15 protein-coding genes are annotated in these 17423 nt (G+C 70.0%); 8 read left to right on the forward strand and 7 right to left on the reverse strand.

From position 1 onward, the window contains the following. Positions 1-16: 16 nt before the first annotated feature. From ACFYL6_RS19610 to ACFYL6_RS19625, 4 genes are all read right to left on the reverse strand, one after another. Positions 17-1507, reverse strand: coding sequence for an FAD-binding oxidoreductase (locus ACFYL6_RS19610; RefSeq protein ID WP_387172913.1), 1491 nt, complete (start codon positions 1505-1507; stop codon positions 17-19). A gap of 142 nt (positions 1508-1649) precedes the next feature. Further along, complete coding sequence (locus tag ACFYL6_RS19615; protein ID WP_387172915.1) at positions 1650-2522, reverse strand: phytanoyl-CoA dioxygenase family protein; 873 nt, start codon at positions 2520-2522, stop codon at positions 1650-1652. Between the two features lie 7 nt (positions 2523-2529). Further along, positions 2530-2799, reverse strand: coding sequence for a phosphopantetheine-binding protein (locus tag ACFYL6_RS19620; protein WP_387172917.1), 270 nt, complete (start codon positions 2797-2799; stop codon positions 2530-2532). Between the two features lie 210 nt (positions 2800-3009). Further along, positions 3010-4191, reverse strand: coding sequence for an acyl-CoA dehydrogenase family protein (locus tag ACFYL6_RS19625; protein WP_387172919.1), 1182 nt, complete (start codon positions 4189-4191; stop codon positions 3010-3012). A 237-nt stretch (positions 4192-4428) separates the two neighbouring features. Between ACFYL6_RS19625 and ACFYL6_RS19630 the strand changes: the two genes are divergently transcribed. The 7 genes from ACFYL6_RS19630 (at position 4429) to ACFYL6_RS19660 (ending at position 14946) form a co-directional block, all read left to right on the forward strand. Then, entirely contained in the window at positions 4429-5583 is a 1155-nt protein-coding gene (locus tag ACFYL6_RS19630; protein WP_387172921.1) for an epoxide hydrolase family protein, read from the forward strand. Beyond that, on the forward strand, positions 5580-6518 hold the full coding sequence (locus tag ACFYL6_RS19635) for a cyclase family protein (RefSeq protein ID WP_210780593.1): 939 nt from the start codon (positions 5580-5582) through the stop codon (positions 6516-6518). Before ACFYL6_RS19630 ends, ACFYL6_RS19635 begins: the two co-directional genes overlap by 4 nt. 26 nt (positions 6519-6544) lie before the next feature. Then, positions 6545-7702, forward strand: a complete 1158-nt coding sequence (gene metK, locus ACFYL6_RS19640; protein ID WP_387172923.1) for a methionine adenosyltransferase — start codon at positions 6545-6547, stop codon at positions 7700-7702. A 104-nt stretch (positions 7703-7806) separates the two neighbouring features. Then, positions 7807-11013, forward strand: a complete 3207-nt coding sequence (locus ACFYL6_RS19645) for an AMP-binding protein (RefSeq protein WP_387172925.1) — start codon at positions 7807-7809, stop codon at positions 11011-11013. A gap of 13 nt (positions 11014-11026) precedes the next feature. Then, the gene (gene cmdF / locus ACFYL6_RS19650) at positions 11027-12631 is read left to right on the forward strand and encodes a tyrosine 2,3-aminomutase (protein WP_387172927.1); all 1605 of its coding nucleotides are present in this window, start codon (positions 11027-11029) and stop codon (positions 12629-12631) included. Then, positions 12628-14163, forward strand: coding sequence for a 4-hydroxyphenylacetate 3-hydroxylase family protein (locus tag ACFYL6_RS19655; RefSeq protein WP_387172929.1), 1536 nt, complete (start codon positions 12628-12630; stop codon positions 14161-14163). The genes cmdF and ACFYL6_RS19655 overlap by 4 nt, the downstream gene beginning before the upstream one ends. A gap of 6 nt (positions 14164-14169) precedes the next feature. Then, positions 14170-14946 carry an SDR family oxidoreductase gene (locus tag ACFYL6_RS19660; RefSeq protein ID WP_387173081.1) on the forward strand — a complete coding sequence of 259 codons (777 nt, stop codon included), beginning with the start codon at positions 14170-14172 and terminating at the stop codon, positions 14944-14946. On the opposite strand, the gene aroH is transcribed toward ACFYL6_RS19660, so the two are convergent. Both aroH and ACFYL6_RS19670 read right to left on the reverse strand, forming a co-directional pair. Further along, positions 14881-15309, reverse strand: coding sequence for a chorismate mutase (aroH, locus tag ACFYL6_RS19665; protein WP_238661001.1), 429 nt, complete (start codon positions 15307-15309; stop codon positions 14881-14883). The genes ACFYL6_RS19660 and aroH overlap by 66 nt on opposite strands. A 16-nt stretch (positions 15310-15325) precedes the next feature. Continuing rightward, positions 15326-16129, reverse strand: coding sequence for a TIGR03084 family metal-binding protein (locus ACFYL6_RS19670; RefSeq protein ID WP_387172931.1), 804 nt, complete (start codon positions 16127-16129; stop codon positions 15326-15328). A 229-nt stretch (positions 16130-16358) separates the two neighbouring features. On the opposite strand from ACFYL6_RS19670, the gene ACFYL6_RS19675 reads away from it, so the two are divergent. After that, a complete protein-coding gene (locus ACFYL6_RS19675) occupies positions 16359-16796 on the forward strand; it encodes an SCP2 sterol-binding domain-containing protein (protein WP_387172933.1) in 438 nt (145 codons plus the stop codon). Between the two features lie 71 nt (positions 16797-16867). Here ACFYL6_RS19675 and ACFYL6_RS19680 read toward each other — a convergent pair whose 3' ends face one another. After that, entirely contained in the window at positions 16868-17302 is a 435-nt protein-coding gene (locus ACFYL6_RS19680; protein WP_238660999.1) for an SgcJ/EcaC family oxidoreductase, read from the reverse strand. Positions 17303-17423 lie beyond the last annotated feature (121 nt).

Below are 17423 nucleotides of genomic sequence, written 5' to 3' on the forward strand. Positions count from 1 at the left end.
GGGTGGTGTGGACCGCTCAATCGGGCAGCCGCACCGACAGACCGTGCCGGAAGATGTCCCGGGGGTCGTAGCGGCGCTTGACCCGCTGGAGGCGGGGATAGTTGTCCTTGAAGTAGAGGGTGTGCCAGGGCACGCCGGAGGTGTTCCACTCCGGATCGGCCAGGTCGACGTCGGGGTAGCTGATGTAGGAGCCGTCACTGACGTCGCCGGACACCGGGACACCGCCGCTCTCGGCGTAGACGTCCCGGTAGAACGCGCGGACCCAGGCGGTGTTGACGGCGTCGTCGTCGGGGGACTGCCAGGCGCCCGCGCTGTACGACGCCTTCACCACGCTGTCCCGCTGTGCCGCGGCGGTGGCGTCCGACGGCACGGCGTTGACCTGTCCGCCGAACGCGGTGAGCACGATGCCGGCCGCCGGGTTGGCGTACTCCGGGTCGGCCAGGTAGCGGAAGATCGTGGCCAGTTGCTTGTCGGTGTAGCCCCGGCGCAGATAGCCGGCCTTGTTCTTGTAGCGCCCCTTCGGGTCGCTGGGCCAGCTGTACGAGGGCATCCAGGTCGCCATCCAGTCGACCACGTCCCGGTCGACGGACCGGGGGGTCAACCCGGTGCCGTCCCCGATCGCCGCGAGCTGGTCGTCGAGCATCTGGGCGGCACCCTCGACCGCGTCGTCGACCACAGCGGTAAGCGCCACGATGCCGGCCGAGCGGTGCATGACGATGAGGTTGCTCCACAGCTGGATCTCCGGTGCGTCGACGGCGCTGTGCCGCTCCAGCCAGCCGCAGTAGTTCGCGATCAGTCGGGTCAGCGCGTCCTCGGTCATCCCGTCCCACGACCACAGCACGTCGCAGCGGCGGATCCGGCGGGGCGCCGTGGGCAGCAGACGCGACGGGTCGTCGGAGTCGACTCCCGGGCTGCGCAGCCAGAACCGGGTGACCACGCCGAAGCTGCCGCCACCGCCGCCCGCGGTCGCCCACCACAGGTCGTGGTGCGGGTCGTCGGGCTCCCGGGTGGCGACCACCACGTCGACGGTGCCCGACTCGTCGACGACGACCACCTCCACCGCGTACAGGTGGTCGACGACCAGTCCGTCGCGGCGGGACAGGTGACCGTAGCCGCCGCCGGTGATGTGGCCGCCGACACCGACCTCGAAGCAGGTGCCGCCGGGAATCGTGACGCCCCAGGTGTCGTACAGGATCGGGTAGAGCGCCCCGAGGGTGATGCCGGCCTCGACCATGATGGCCCGCCGCTGCGCGTCGTAGGACACCGCGTTCATCGGCGCAAGGTCGATCAGCACCTGGATCTCGGGGTTGGCGAAGAAGTCCTCGAAGCAGTGGCCGCCGCTGCGCACCGCCACCCGCCGTCCCGAGTCGACGGCCTCCCGCACGGCGGCGGCGACCTCGCTGGTGGTGCGGACCTGACGGACATGATCGGGGCGGCCGGTGAAGCGGTGGTTGTATCCCTCGACGAGTGCGGCGTAGCGCGGGTCGTCGGGCAGGATGTCGGTCATGTGGGTGGGTCCCTCCGCTGGGCGACGACCATCAGACCCTCACATCCGCCGGCCGGTGGACGCATCTCTGATCGTGCGAACAGGACGGCCGCCCCACCGACAGCGGGCGGGGCGGCCGCTTCGTCCACCACGTCGGACGCGCTCAGGCCCGGGCGGGGCTCTCGAGCACCGCCGGGTCGGCGTCCGGGTCGGTGAGCAGGATGTGGGGGTCCTCCATCTCGTACCAGCCCACGCCCGGCGGGCAACGGTCGTAGCCGAGCAGGCGCTGTACCTCCTCGGGGAGCGTGAGGACGACGTCGCGCGGCACCGCCAGGAACTGGTTCTCCTCCTGCCGCAGGTTGCCGAGGTCGTAGGAGACGGTGAGGCTGGTCCGCGGCTCGGTGGAGACGTTGCCGCCGCCGCCGTGGTACACGCCGCCCAGCCAGAGCAGCGCCGACCCGGCGGGCATCGCGGCCGGGATCGCCTCGTTGTAGCGCGGGGCACGCTCGTCGTCCCAGTGATGGCTGCCCGGGATCACGAGGGTGGCGCCGTTCTCCTGGGTGAACTCGCTCAGCGCGAGCATCAACTGCACCCGCGTCGTCGGGCCCGGGTGTCGACGCAGGTGCAGCGAGTCGTCGCGGTGCAAAGGCTGACGCCCCTGCCCCGGGTCGATCTGGATGGCCTGGGTCGCGCTGATCTGGATGTTGGGCGTCATCTCGATGCGGGCCTGACCGACCCACATGTGCACCGGCTTCTCCATGATCTGCCGCGCCGCGCCCAGATACAGCGGGTGCAGGAAGATCGGGGTCAGATGGCTGGTACGCCGGAACAGCGACGAGACCCGTCGGGTCAGGTGACCGTCGTACCCGCTCTTGCTGTAGCGCGTGCCGTCGAGCAGGGGGCCCAGGTCCTCCCAGAGGCCGTCGAGCGTGGTCTGGTCGACGAAGTTCTCGATGATGATGCAGCCGTCGCGCTCCAGCACGGTGACCACGTCGTCGAGGGGGGCATCGGACGTCACCCGGACGAACTCCACCATGGTCGGACTACCTTCCTCGGGCTTCGGCCTTCGCGACGATGTCGCGCGTGAAAGTGGCCAGGTTCGGGTCTTCGAAGAGGTCACCGAGGTCCATCTGGACGCCGATCTCCTCCCGTACGCGGGCGACGATCCGCACGGCGGAGATGGACTGCCCGTTCAGCTCGAAGAACGTTCCGTCGGTCCGGCCGGCGGGTACGTTGAGAACGTCCCGCCAGATGGATTCGACCTGCTTTTCGATATCGGTGACGGTCAGCGTGCCGGGTGGGTCGATCGGCATGGGAATCCTCCCGAGATAAGAGCTGATGGTTGCCGCACGGGTCGGCCGGCGAATTCGGCGACCCCCAACGCATATGATGTCGGTGATATCGCCGAATGTGTTCTTCGCTATTGCGCTCTCGTCGGGCGCATTCGAATGAGCCCAGGCAAAATGACGGCCGGGCCCGGAGCGATTGCCGCGTCCGGGCCCGGCCGCGCCGGTGTGCCCCTGTTACAGGTACTGCGTGTTCGGCCCCATTCCGCACAGAATCCGGCCGTACAGTTCGAGGTTGGTGTTGGGGTGCATGATCGCGTGCAGGTTCAACGTCTGCACGTCGCGCTGGATCCGCTGGATCGGCACATGCTGGTAGACCGAGGATCCTCCGCTTGCCGTGCGGAGCACGTCGACGGCGTCTTTGGCCGCCTGGCAGGCGGCACCGAGGTCGAGGCGCGCCTTGGCGCGCTCCTCGAGCGTCCACTCCTCGCCCGACTTGCCCTTGCGGTCCACCCGGTCGGCGGCCCGGTACTCGTGGAACTCGGCTTGGTCGATCTTGATTTCGGCCTCGGCCACCTGGAGGTGGGTCAGCGGCGCCTGGCTCTGGTCGGGATAGTCGGTATAGGTGATCTTTCGGCCGGGGAGCCGCTCGAAGAACGCCTCCTTGGCGGCGCGGGCCAGGCCCAGCGCGGTCGCGCCGACGGTCGCGCAGGCCACCGGCATGAACGGGCCACCCCACATGGTGGTGTTCGGGTCCTGCTGCAGCGGGTGCTGACCCATGATGATCGGGACCATCGACATGACGCGCTCCTCGGGCACGAACACGCCGTCGGCGACCGTCGAGACGCTGCCGGAGCCGCGCAGGCCCGACGTGTGCCAGTCGTCGATGACCTGCAGGTCGGCCATCGGGATCAGGGTCATGATCGGTTCGTAGCCACCGTCGGGGGTGGGCCGAACGGCGGCGTTGGTGTTCCACTGGCTCTGCGTCGCGCCGGTGTTGAACGACCACTTGCCGTTGAGCAGGTAGCCGCCCTCGGTCGGGACGGCCATCGCGGTCGGGCTGAGGATGCCACTGATCCGGGCCGACGGGTCGGCGAAGACCTCCTCCCGCACCGAGTCCGGGAAGAGGCCGGTGACCCAGCTGCTGATGTGCCAGACCGCCACGGTCCAGGCGGCTGAGCCGTCGCCGCGGGCCAGTTCGGCGATGACCTCGACGACGGCGCGAGTGTCGGACTCGTAGCCGCCGAACCTCTCGGGCACCCGCATCCGCAGGATGCCCGCGTCACTCAACGCCTCCACGACCTCCTCGTGCAGTCGGCGATTGTCCTCGCTCCACTGGGCGTGCCGGGCCAGCAACGGCACCAGCTCCGCGGCCGCGCGGACGAGGTCGGCGCGGGGCGGAGCGTCGGTGATCGACATCGATCCTCCTCGAAAGGGTTGGGGAGTCCGTGAATTGCACGTCGGAACTGACGGCGGACGCCCAACTGACCCTTGCACCACCGCTGCCGCCACGCATCTTCCGGAGTGCGCTGCTCCCGGCCGGGGCAAGAGCCGAAGCGGCGCAATATGGAAGGTGCGCCGTTCCGGTTCGGGCAGGTGATATTGACTTCCGTCGTAGCGGACTTGGCTGCGCCCGTCGTCGAAGGGATTTCCGACATGGAACGGTTCCGGGTGGACATTCTTCAGGAGGACGTGGACGATCTCCGCCGCCGCCTGCGGGAGACCCGCTGGCCCGTGCTCTTCGACGCCGGCTGGGACCGCGGCGTGCCCGCCGACTACCTACGCGAACTCGTGGACTACTGGTGCGACGAGTTCGACTGGCGCGCGATGGAGCGGCGCATCAACGAGGTGCCACAGTTCGTCACCACCATCAACGGCGCGCCTGTGCACTTCCTGCACGTACGCTCGCCGGAGCCGGACGCCACTCCGATGATCATCACGCACGGCTGGCCCGGCTCGGTGACCGAGTTCCTCGACGTGATCGGCCCGCTGACCGACCCCGTCGCGCACGGCGGGGACGCGGCCGACGCCTTCCACCTGGTGATTCCGTCGATGCCGGGATTCGGGTTCTCCGGGCCGATGCCGGCGCCCGGCTGGAACAACCTCACGGTCGCCAAGGCCTGGGCGGAGCTGATGAGCCGGCTCGGCTACGACCGCTATATCGCGCAGGGCGGCGACTTCGGCGCCGGCATCTCGTACGCGTTGGCCCAGATCGACGCGGAGCACGTCGTGGGTCTGCACCTGAACACGTTGGTGACCACGCCGGCGGCCGACGGCTCGGACGTGCTCGACGACGAGGATCGGCGGCGCCTGGCCCGCTCGCAGCGCTTCCTCGACGTGCTGGCCGGTTCGATGAAGCTGCAGGCGACCCGGCCGCACACCATCGCGTACGCGCTGAGCGACTCGCCGGTCGGCCAGCTCGCCTGGATCGTGGAGAAGTTCAAGGACTGGGCCGACTCCGGCAAGGTGCCCGAGGACGCGGTCGAACGGGACCGGATCCTGGCCATCGTCTCGATCTTCTGGTTCACCGGCACCGCCGGCTCGTCGGCGCAGTTCTACTACGAGACAGTCGACTACCTGCCGATCTCGAACCCCACCGTGCGGTACGCCCCGATCCGGCAGCCGCTCGGCGTCGCGGTGTTCCCGCAGGGTGTGTTCCTGCCGATCCGCCGGTTCGTCGAGCGCGACTTCCCGACCCTGAGCCACTGGTCGGAGTTCGACCGTGGTGGCCACTTCGCGGCCCTGGAGGAGCCCGACCTGTTCGTCGGCGACGTGCGGAAGTTCGCCCGCGTCGTGCGGGCCGGCTCGTGACCCACACCGAACCCCGGGTCGACGACTTCCGGGCGGTGGGGGAGCGGCTGCGCAACTGGGGTCGCTGGGGCCCGGACGACGAGCGCGGCACCATCAACCTCATCACACCGGAGCGGCTGGTCGCGGCCGGCCGACTGATTCGCGCGGGACGGACCTTCGACCTGGGGATCAACCTGGACGACAAGGGGCCGCAGAACGGCCGCTTCCGCAGCAACCCCGTACACCTGATGTCGGAGACCGGCGCGGAGCAGGTGTTTCCCGGTGGCTTCCGGTACGCCGACGACTTCCTGTTCATGCCGATCCAGGCCTCGTCGCAGTGGGACGCGCTGGCCCACGTCTTCTACGACGGCCAGTTCTACAACGGCTTTCCGGCCGACGAGCTGACCGTCAAGGGCGCCGCCCGCTGCGGAATCGACCGGCAGGGCAAGGGGATCGCGGGTCGGGGTGTGCTGCTCGACATCCCCGCGGTGCGCGGCGTGCCGTGGCTGGAGGTAGGCGACGTCATCACCCCCGCCGATCTGGACGCGGCCATCACCCGGCAGGGCGGCGTGGACGTCGGTCCGGGAGACATCCTGCTGGTCCGTACCGGTTGGCGGCGCAAGTTCGTCGAGCAGGGGCAGGACGCCGGATTCATGGCCGGGGAACCCGGCCTGGGGTTGGCCAGCTGCCAGTGGCTGCGGGACCGCGACGTCGCGGCGGTCTGCGCGGACAACTGGGCGGTCGAGGCGTTGCCGGGCGAGGACCCGGGCGCCTTCCTGGCCGTGCACATGGTGTTGATCCGGGACATGGGCCTGACGCTCGGCGAGATCCTCGACTTCGAGGAGCTGACCGAGGACTGCCGGGCCGACGGGGTGTGGGAGTTCTTCTTCGCGGCGCCGCCGCTCAAGATCACCCGAGCTGTCGGTTCGCCGATCAACCCGCTCGCCATCAAGTGATCCGACCACCCTGAAACGGGGAAGCCATGGGACGCCACCTCTTCACGTCCGAATCGGTGACCGAGGGTCACCCCGACAAGATCGCCGACCAGATCAGCGACGGCATTCTCGACGCGCTGCTGGCCGCGGACCCGCACAGCCGGGTCGCCGTCGAAACGCTCATCACCACAGGTCAGGTGCACGTCGCCGGCGAGGTGACCACCAGCGCCTACACCGACATTCCGACGATCGTCCGGGAGACGATCCTGGGCATCGGGTACGACTCGTCGCACAAGGGTTTCGACGGAGCGTCCTGCGGCGTCAGCGTGTCGATCGGGGCGCAGTCGCGCGACATCGCCCTCGGGGTCGACCAGGCGGGCGCCGCGCAAGGCGCGGGCGACCAGGGGATGATGTTCGGCTTCGCGTGCGACCAGACGCCGGAGCTGATGCCGCTGCCGATCGCGCTGGCCCACCGGATGTCCCGCCGGCTCACCGCCGTGCGCAAGGACGGCCTGCTGCCGTACCTGCGGCCGGACGGCAAGACCCAGGTCACCATCGAGTACGACGGCAGGCGTCCGGTGCGGGTCGACACCGTGGTGGTGTCCGCCCAGCACGCCGCCGACATCTCGCTGGAGTCGATGCTGAGCCCGGACGTCCGGGACAACGTGGTGCTGCCGGAACTGGAACCGCTCGACCTCGACGTGGACAACCTCCGGTTGCTCGTCAACCCCACCGGGCGATTCGAGATCGGTGGCCCGATGGGTGACGCGGGACTGACCGGCCGGAAGATCATCGTCGACACCTACGGCGGGTACGCCCGCCACGGTGGCGGCGCGTTCTCCGGCAAGGATCCGTCCAAGGTGGACCGGTCGGCGGCGTACGCGATGCGGTGGGTGGCGAAGACCATCGTGGCGGCGGGCCTGGCGCGGACGTGCGAGACCCAGGTGGCGTACGCGATCGGCGTCGCCGAGCCGGTGAGCCTGTCGATCGAGACGTTCGGCACCGAGACCGTCGCGCCGGAGCGGATCGAGAAGGCCGTGGCGGAGGTGTTCGACCTGCGCCCGGCGGCCATCATCCGGGACCTCGACCTGCTCCGCCCGGTCTATCGCGCGACGTCGGCGTATGGGCACTTTGGTCGGCAGTTGCCCACGTTCACCTGGGAGGACACCAGTCGGGCCGAGAGCCTGGCGTCGCTCGCCGCGTAGCGCCTCCGCGCCGAGAGCGTAACCCCCTCAACGCCGCAATTCGGAAGTTGAAGGTCGGAACCCCGCATTGACATACTTTTCCGAGCAGAAGGGGGCGGTCGCAGATGTCCATTCACGACACGACGAACGTGCTTCCTACCTCCGCGGCGCAGGACGGCCTCTGGTTCCTCGATCGTCTGACGCCCCGGTCCCCGGCTCTGCACCGCTACCGGGCGTACCGGATCGCCGGTCCGCTGGAGGTCGCCGCGCTGCGGACGGCCTGGACGACGCTTGTCGACAGGCACGAGGTCCTGCGCCTCCGCTTCACCGAATCCGGCCACGCCGTGTTCGACGAGAGCCTGCCCGCCGCGATGTCCGTGGTGGACTGCTCGACCGGCGGGCGTCAGGGCCATCCGACGGTCGAGGCGTTCCTCGCCGCCGAGGTGGCGGCCCCGTTCCTCCTCGACCGGGGCCCACTGGCCCGGCTCGCGGTGGCCCGGCTGGCCCCGCTGCGGCACTGCCTGGTGCTCGTCGTACACCAGATCGTCGCGGACGAGCCCTCGATGTCGACGCTGATCGACGAGCTGGGTCGGCACTACGCCGCGGCCCTGGGCGGCACACCGGCGCGCCCGGTCGGCACGGATGCCGCACCGCGGTTCTCCGAGCACGCGCGCGCCGCACGCGCCGTCGAGGCCGCCGCCCGACGGGCCGAGAAATGGTGGCGGGAGTCCACCCCACCGGCGCCGGTCGAGCTGCCCACCGACAGGTACCGGGGTGCCGACGTCGACTGGCGAGCTGGCGTGTACCACTTCGACTGGGGCGTCGAGCTGGCCACCGACGTGAACCGGCTCGCGCTCGACGCCGGCACGGTTCCGTTTGCGGTCGTGCTTGCCGCCCTGGAGGTGGTGCTTGCGCGCTACAGCGGGGAGCGCCGGATCGCTGTCGGCACCCGGGTCGGCACCCGGCCCGCGACCACGCCGGCCGGGCTGGTCGGGCCGTTCGAGAACCTCGCCCTTGTCGATGTCGACCTGACCGGCGCGCCGACCTTCCGGGAGCTTGTCGACCAGGTCGCCGGCCGTCTCGACGCGCTGTCCGACCAGCGGCACCTGCCGTTCGGCCGACTCGTCGAACTGCTCGACGCACCCCGGGACCCGCGCACGATCCCGCTGGTCAACGTGCTGGTCGACGAGGCAGCCGAGGAGCACTCCACCCTGCGCCTGGCGCACACCACGGCGACCCGGCAGGACATCGACCCGCCGGCCACGATTGCCGACCTGGAACTGCGGGTGGCGACCCGGCCGGCGACGATCGGCACCCTCGCCTACCGCGCCGAGCTGTTCGACCACGAATCCGTCGCACGGATCGCCAACCAGGTCCTGACCGTCCTCGCCGCCGGGGTCGCCACGCCGGACACGTCGGCGACCGCCCTGCCGATGGACCAGCCGACCCCCGCCGCCGATGAGCTGGGCGGCGACGACCGGATCGCCGACGGGCCACCGGTCGACGTGCCGGTGCACGAACTGGTGCGACGGATCGTCGAGGCCCACCCGGAGCGCCTGGCGGTGCTCACCGACAGCGGCGGTCTCACGTACGCCGGGCTGTGGTTGCGGGCCCGGGAGATCGCCGCCGCCCTGCTCGCGCGGGGTGCGGGCGGACGGCCGGTGGTGGTGCGACTCCCGTCCGGGCCGGAGCAGACCGCCGCGTTGCTCGGGGTGCTCGCCGCCGGCGGACACCTGTGCTGGTTCGGCACCGGGGACGTGGGTGATCGCGGTCGTGCCGTGCTCGCCGACCTGCGTCCCGCGTGTCTGCTGGTCGCCGGTGACCCGGACGACGACGAGCTGGCCCGCTGGGCCCGCATCGAACTCGACATCGCCGTGCACGACGTGGCGACCCTGACCGGGGTCGGGGCGCTGCCGACGGTCGACGCCGGCGCGGTCGCCTACGTCGCCTACACCTCCGGATCGACTGGACGCCCCAAGGGCATCGCCCAGCCGCACTCGGCGTTCGGCCAGTTCGTCACCTGGCTCGGCACGCGGTTCGAGATGGGCGACGGCGCCCGGGTAGCGCAGTGGGTGGCACCCGACCACGACCCCGCCCTGTGCGAGGTGTTCGCCACCCTGACCAGCGGCGGCACGCTGTGCCTGCCCGCGCCGGCCATCCGGATCCACGGCGAGAAGCTCGTCGACTGGATGGCCAGCCGGGAGATCACCCACCTGCAGACGGTGCCGAGTTTCGCCCGCGAACTGCTGCGGGTGGTCACGAGCCGCGCGGACCGGCCCCTGCGCGCGCTGCGGCACCTGCTGCTGATGGGTGAGGCGCTGCCGGGCGAGCTCGTCAACCGGTTGCACGGCAGCCTGCCCGACGTGCGCCTGGCCAATCTCTACGGGCCGACCGAGACGATCGCGGCCACCTGGCAGCCGATCGACCGACCGGTGGATGGTTCGACGCCGATCGGACGGGCGATTCCCGGCCGGCAGGTGCTCGTTCTCGACGCCGACGAGCGACCCTGCCCGCAGGGTGTCACAGGGGCCATCGTCATCCGCAGTCCCTTCGTGGCGACCGGCTATCTCGGCGCGGTCGATCCGTCCACGGCGTTCGCCCCGGTCGGTGGACAGTCCGACATCCGCACCTACCGCACAGGTGACCTGGGCCGTTGGCGTTTCGACGGCGCCCTGGAATACCGGGGCCGCGAGGATTTCCAGATCAAGGTGTACGGCGTGCGCCTCGAACTGGGCGACGTCGAGGCCGCGCTGCAGACGCACTCCTCGGTACGCGAGTGCGGCGTGGTCGCGGTCCATGGACCGGACGGGCTGGTCAACCGCCTCGACGCGTACGTCGTGCCGATCCGAGCGGGGGAGGGCTCGCCCGAGGTGTGGCGGGCCCACCTGCGCCAGCGGCTCGGCAAGGTGATCCCCCTCGTGTTCCGTACCGTCGACGGCCGGCTTCCCCGCAACATCGGGGGCAAGGTCGACCGGCGGCGGCTGCCCGAGCTGGCGCGCTCGGTGAGGGCTGCGACGCCGGCGCCACTGACCGACACCGAGCAGACCCTCGCGGCCCTGTGGGCCGAGGTGGTCGACGCGGGCGTACCGGGCCTCGACGACAGCTTCTTCACGGCCGGCGGACGCTCCGCGCTGATCCCGGCTCTGCTCCACCGCGTCTCTGAACGGTTCGGCGTACACGTGCCGATCCGCGACTTCTACGCCAACCCGTCGCTCCGCACCCTCGCCAACGCTGTCAGCGTCGCCGGCGACGAGGACGGACCACGACGGCAGGCACCGGGCGTCGCCCATCCGGGCGAGCCCACCAGACCCGACCTGGCACCACGGCTGTGATGAGGTGAGGACAGTGACAACGAACGAGAACATTGTCGTGCTGGACGGCGACACTCTCGACATTCCGGGCCTTCGCCGGATCGCCGAGGACGACACCGCCTGCGAGGTGTCGCCGTCGGCGCTCGCACGAGCGGGCAAGAGCCGCGCGATGTTCGAGGACATCGTGCGTCAGGACATCCCGGTGTATGGGGTGACCACCGGGTACGGCGAGATGATCTACATGCTGGTCGACCCGTCCAAGGAGGTCGAACTCCAGACCAACCTGGTGCGCAGCCACAGCGCCGGCGTCGGCCCGCTGTTCGCCCGGGACGAGTCTCGGGCGATCGTGACCGCTCGGCTCAACGCGCTGGCCAAGGGCCACTCCGCGGTACGCCCCGAGCTGCTGGAGCGGCTCGCGCTCTACCTCAACCTGGGCATCACCCCGGCCATCCCGGAGATCGGTTCGCTCGGCGCGAGCGGGGACCTCGCGCCGCTGTCGCACATTGCGTCCACGGTGATCGGTGAGGGCTACGTGCTCGACGGCACCGGCAAGGTGCCCACCGGTCAGGTGTTGCGCAAGCACGGCATCGAGCCGTTGGAGCTGCGTTTCAAGGAGGGGCTCGCCCTGATCAACGGCACGTCGGCGATGACCGGTGTCGGCGCGCTCGTGGCCGACCGGGCCATGACGCAGGTACGCCAGGCGGAGATCGTCACCGCCCTGGTGATCGAGGCACTGCGGGGCTCGATGAGCCCGTTCCAGCCGGAGGGGCACGACATCGCGCGACCGCATCAGGGGCAGATCGACACGGCGGCCCACCTGCGGGCGCTGATGCGCGGCAGTCTGTCGACAGTGGAGCACAGCGAGCTGCGCAAGGAGGTGGCCGCCGGTAAGGAGTCCGGCAAGGACGTCACGCGGACGAAGGTCTACCTGCAGAAGGCGTACTCACTGCGGGCCATCCCGCAGATCCTGGGCTCCGTGCGGGACACGCTCTACCACGCCATCAACAAGATCGGCATCGAGCTGAACTCGGCGAACGACAACCCGCTCTTCTTCGAGGGCGAGGAGATCTTCCACGGCGCCAACTTCCACGGACAGCCGGTCGCGTTCGTCATGGACTTCCTCACGATCGCGCTGACCCAGCTCGGGGTGCTCTCCGAGCGGCAGTCCAACCGCCTGCTCAACCGGCACCTGAGCTATGGCCTGCCGGAGTTCCTGGTCACCGGTGATCCGGGCCTGAACAGCGGCTTCGCCGGCGCCCAGTACCCGGCGACCGCCCTGATCGCGGAGAACCGCACCATCGGGCCGGCGAGCACGCAGAGCGTCCCGTCCAACGGCGACAACCAGGACGTGGTCAGCATGGGGCTGATCTCCACCCGCAACGCCCGCCGGGTGCTGCGCAACAACGACACGATCCTGGCCCTGGAGTACCTGGCCGCGGCGCAGGCCGTCGACATCTCCAAGCGGTACGGCGACCTGAGCCCGGTCGCCAAGGCCACCTACGACCACGTCCGGTCGATGGTGCCGACGCTGGACCGCGACCGCTACATGGCCGACGACCTGGAGACCATCACCGCCGCCCTGTCCCGCGGCGAGTTCGCCGCCGCGGCCGCGAGCGCTCAGCAGAGCGACCTACGGTGACCAGGCCCTACACCGGCGCGGAGTACATCGAAAGCCTGCGTGACGATCGCGAGATCTACCTCTACGGCGACCGGGTCAAGGACGTCACGACGCATCCGGCGTTCGCCAACGCGGTACGCATGACCGCGCGGCTCTACGACTCGCTCCACGACCCGGCCACCGCACCGGTGCTCACCGCACCGGTGGACAGCGGCGGCACGGGCTTCACCCACCGGTTCTTCACCACGCCGCACAGCGCCGAGGACCTGGTCGCCGACCAGCAGGCCATCGCGGCGTGGGCCCGGATGAGCTACGGCTGGATGGGGCGCAGCCCGGACTACAAGGCCTCCTTCCTCGGCACCCTCGGCGCGAACGCCGACTTCTACGGCGAGTACGCGGACAACGCCCGGACCTGGTACCGCCGCTCCCAGGAGCAGGTGCAGTTCTGGAACCACGCGGTCGTGCACCCCCCGGTCGACCGCAACCGGCCGCCCGACGAGGTACGCGACGTGTTCGTCCACGTCGAGCGGGAGACCGACTCCGGCCTGATCGTCAGCGGCGCGAAGGTCGTCGCGACCGGGTCCGCGCTGACCCACTTCAACTTCATCTCGCACCACGGGATGCCGGTCAAACGGCGGGAGTTCGCGCTGATCGCCACGGTGCCGATGGGCGCCCGCGGGATGAAGCTGATCTGCCGGCCGTCGTACGCCGCGACGGCCGCGGTGATGGGCAGCCCGTTCGACTACCCACTGTCGTCGCGGCTGGACGAGAACGACACGGTGCTCATCCTGGACAAGGTCGAGATCCCGTGGGAGAACGTGTTCGTCTACGGCGACCTTGGCAAGGTGCAGATGTTCGGCGGGCGCTCGGGGTTCACCGAGCGGTTCACGTTCCACGGCATGACCCGGCTGGCGGTGAAACTCGAATTCATCGCCGGCTTGCTGGCCAAGGCGTTGGACCTGACCGGTACGAAGGACTTCCGGGGGGTGCAGAGCCGTCTGGGTGAGGTGCTGGCCTGGCGCAATCTCTTCTGGGCGCTGTCCGACGCCGCCGCCCGTAACCCCGTGCCGTGGAAGAACGGGGCGGTGCTGCCGAACCCGGAGTACGGGCAGGCGTACCGGTGGTTCATGCAGGTGGGTTATCCCCGGGTCCGCGAGATCATCATGCAGGACGTGGCCAGCGGGCTCATCTACCTCAACTCCAGCGCCGACGACTTCAAGAACCCGGCGATCCGCGGATACCTGGACCAGTACATGCGGGGCTCGGACGGCAGCACCGCGGTGGAGCGGGTGAAGCTGATGAAGCTGCTGTGGGACGCGGTCGGCACCGAGTTCGGCGGCCGGCACGAGCTCTACGAGCGCAACTACTCCGGCAACCACGAGAACACCCGGGTGGAGATGTACTTCGCGCAACTCGCCTCGGGGCAGATAGACGGCTACAAGCGGTTCGTCGACGAGTGCATGAGCGAGTACGACCTCGACGGCTGGACCGTGCCGGACCTCGCGTCCTTCGACCACCTGCGGTGGGCGCGCAACGATCTCTCCACGACGTGAGGAGCGCTGATGTTGCAGGACAAAGTCGCCGTGGTCGCCGGTGTGGGGCCGGGGCTCGGACGGGCGATCGCGCTCGGCTGTGCCCGGGCCGGTGCCGACGTCGTACTGGCCGCACGTAACGAGTCGGTCCTCGCCGAGGTCGCCAAGGAGGTCGAACAGCTCGGCCGGCGGGCGCTCGCGGCGCCGACCGACCTGACCGACGACGCGGCGGTCGCCGCCCTGGCCGACTCGGCGCTCGAGGCGTTCGGGCGGGTGGACGTGTTGGTGTACAACGCGTTCGCGGTGCCGGCCTTCGCCGAACTCACCGCGATCGACGTCGACGCCGTACGGGCGAGCCTGGAGACCGACGTGTTCGGGGCGCTACGGATCACCCAACGGCTGGCCCCGACGCTGACCGAGCACAACGGCGCCATCGTCATGATCAATGCGATGGTGGTACGGCAGTCGAAGCCGACGTTCGGCGCCTACCGGATGTCGAAGTCCGGTCTGCTCGCGCTGGCGCAGAGCCTCTCGACCGAGCTGGGCCCATCAGGCGTGCGGGTGAACACGGTGATGCCCAACTACGTCTGGTCCGACGGGCTCCGCGGCTACTTCGCCTACCTGGCCCAGGAGCGCGGCATCACCGAGAAGCAGGTCTACGACGAGACGGCGGCGAGCCTCGACCTGCGTCGCCTGCCCGAGGCGGACGAGGTGGCCAACGCCGTCGTCTTCCTCGCGTCAGACCTGGCCAGCGCCATCACCGGGCAGTGTCTCGACGTGAACGCCGGCGAGCTGCATCGCTGACAGATCGGGGCGCAGCACCTCGGCGCCCCCGAGATAGACGTGCCGCACGGCCGCTCGCGGCCGTGCGGTCAGCACGTGGGCCAGCATCCGCACGACCCGGGGCAGCGCGCCGGGCACGTCGATCTCGGCGGCGCACAACAGGGGTACGTCGTGCAGGCCGAGCTGCCGCGCGGCGACCGCCGGGAAACAGCTCACCAGGTCGGGTGTGGCGGTGAACAGGATGCTGACGAGGTCGTCCGGCGCCAGTTCGTTGCGCCGGACGACCTCGTCGAGCAGGAGCCGCGTACCGGCCCCGACCACGTCCGGACTGTCCCGGTCGACCTGGATCGCGCCCCGGATGGCCCGCAGGGTCGGTGCCGTCATCGTCGTACCCCCGTTGTCAGCGCGTCGCGGCGGCGAACTGGCCTGGCTGGCGGCCCGATCCGGCCGGACCCCGGTACGCCTGCGCGATGTCCAGCCAGTGCTCGGCGTCCGGGCCGACCGCGCTCAGCCGCAGGTCGTCGCGGTGTCGCCGGCGGGTCACAAGCAGACAGAAGTCGACCGCTGGCCCGCTGATCCGCTGGTCCGCATCCGGCGGCCCGAACGTCCACGTGGCGCCGGACGGGGCGGTGAGGGTGTAGCCGAACTCCACGTCCGGAACCTCCTCCTCACGGGCCAGGTAACCGAAGTCCCAGGTACGTGCGGCGAACCCGCACAGGTGCCGGATCCGGTCGGTGTGCCGGCGCTCGACGCCGAGTGCGTCGGCGACGTCCTGCCCGTGACCGAACAGCTCCATCATGCCGGCGCCCGCCAGGATGGCGGCCGGCATCGGACGGACCAGCCACGGCACGATGTCGGTCGGCGTGTGCGCCGCCAACGCCTTCTCCGCGGTCGACCGCTCCTCCTGCCACTTGGCGAACAGCGCCGGCGGTGGGGCGGCGAGGTACGGGGCCATCGCGGCGGCGACGTTGGACTCGAAGCTGCCGCTCATGGAGGACAGGAACCGGCTGAACGTGTCCGGGTCGGACGCCGAGAGCCCCGCCAGGCGAAACACCGCAGAGAGGTGGGCCACCTGGTGGGCGACCGTCCAGCCGACGGCGGGCGTCTCGGTGCGCCAACCGGCGTCGTCCAGGTCGGCGATCAGCGCGTCGAACGCGTCGCCCTCGCTGACCAGATCGGCGAACACATCGGGCTGTGCTGACATGTGGTTCTTCCTTCCGCTACAGGGCTCGTGTCGTGCCGCGGAAGGGGACACCGGTGTTCCCGCGGCCGGACGGCTGGTGCGCGGTGCGCGCCTGTGGAGCAGGTCGGATCAATCATTGGACGGTGAGCCCCGCGTCGTCGTCTCGCTACGTGCGCGACCTGCGCGGATCCGCCACTGAACGCACTCTCGGAGATGTCCGTCCGGTGGCCGATCGGCCAACCTAATCCCTATGAGCGACCCCACCACGATGAGCCCGCGCGAGCTCGCGGTGTTCGTCAAGCAGACCCCCAACGGCGAGCTGCGCCGGCTGATGCACGGCCCGCGGCGGACGGACGTCATCGACGAGATCTTCACCAACATGCCCCAGGTCTTCCGCGCCGATCGTGCCGGCGCGCTCACCGCCGTGATCCACTGGCGGATCGGCGACCGGCCCGACGGCGGCGTCGACGTCTACGAGATGGTCATCGCCGACGGCGCCTGCGTCAGCACACCGGGCAATGGTCGACACCCCGATCTCACGCTCTCGCTGGGTGGGGTCGACTTCCTCAACCTCGTCACGGGCAACTCGCACGCGGTGGCGCTGGTGATGCGCGGTCGCCTCAAGACCAAGGGCGACCTGGCTCTGACCGCGAAGTTCCCCACCCTGTTCGATCCGCCCCGAGGCTGACCCGAGGCCGAGAACGACGCCGATGACTCTCGCAGTCATCGGCGTCGTTCGGTTCGGGGGAGCCGGTCGGGTCAGGCGACGCGGTCGCGCGGGCAGTTCTGGTAGACGGCGAGCAGCCACTCGCCGTCGTGGTTGACGAGAATCCACGACGCGCGGATCGCCGCCCGGTCGGGCAGCGTCGTCTCGCCAGCCGGGATGACACCACCCTCCGTGATCAGCGCGACCGCACCCGGGGCCAGCGCCTTGATCTCCACCGGCGTGCCGGTGACCCGGGTGCCCTTGAAGGGGCCGCCGAACGCGGTCGACATGAAATCGCGAATGTTGTCCTTGCCCTGGCGGTAGACACCCGGTAGCAACATCGACCCGTCGTCGACGAAGATGTCCGCGAACGCCTGCGCGTCCTGAGCCGCCCACGCTTTGACCAGGCGGCCGGGTACCGCCGCTATGGCCGCTTGATCGGCGCCGGAGATGCCAGTCACCAACGGCGCGGAGGAACTGGTGGTCATCGCTGGTCCTCGATTCTTGGATGGTGGCGAAGAGGCCGGTCGGTGTTGCATACCGACGTTGCCGAGGCTAGTGCTGGCAGTGGCCGTTCCGTTCTCCTGGAATGCGCGTTGGTCGCATCCA

It is taken from the genome of Micromonospora sp. NPDC007208 (assembly GCF_042869175.1).
Classification (GTDB): Bacteria; Actinomycetota; Actinomycetes; order Mycobacteriales; family Micromonosporaceae; genus Micromonospora; species Micromonospora foliorum.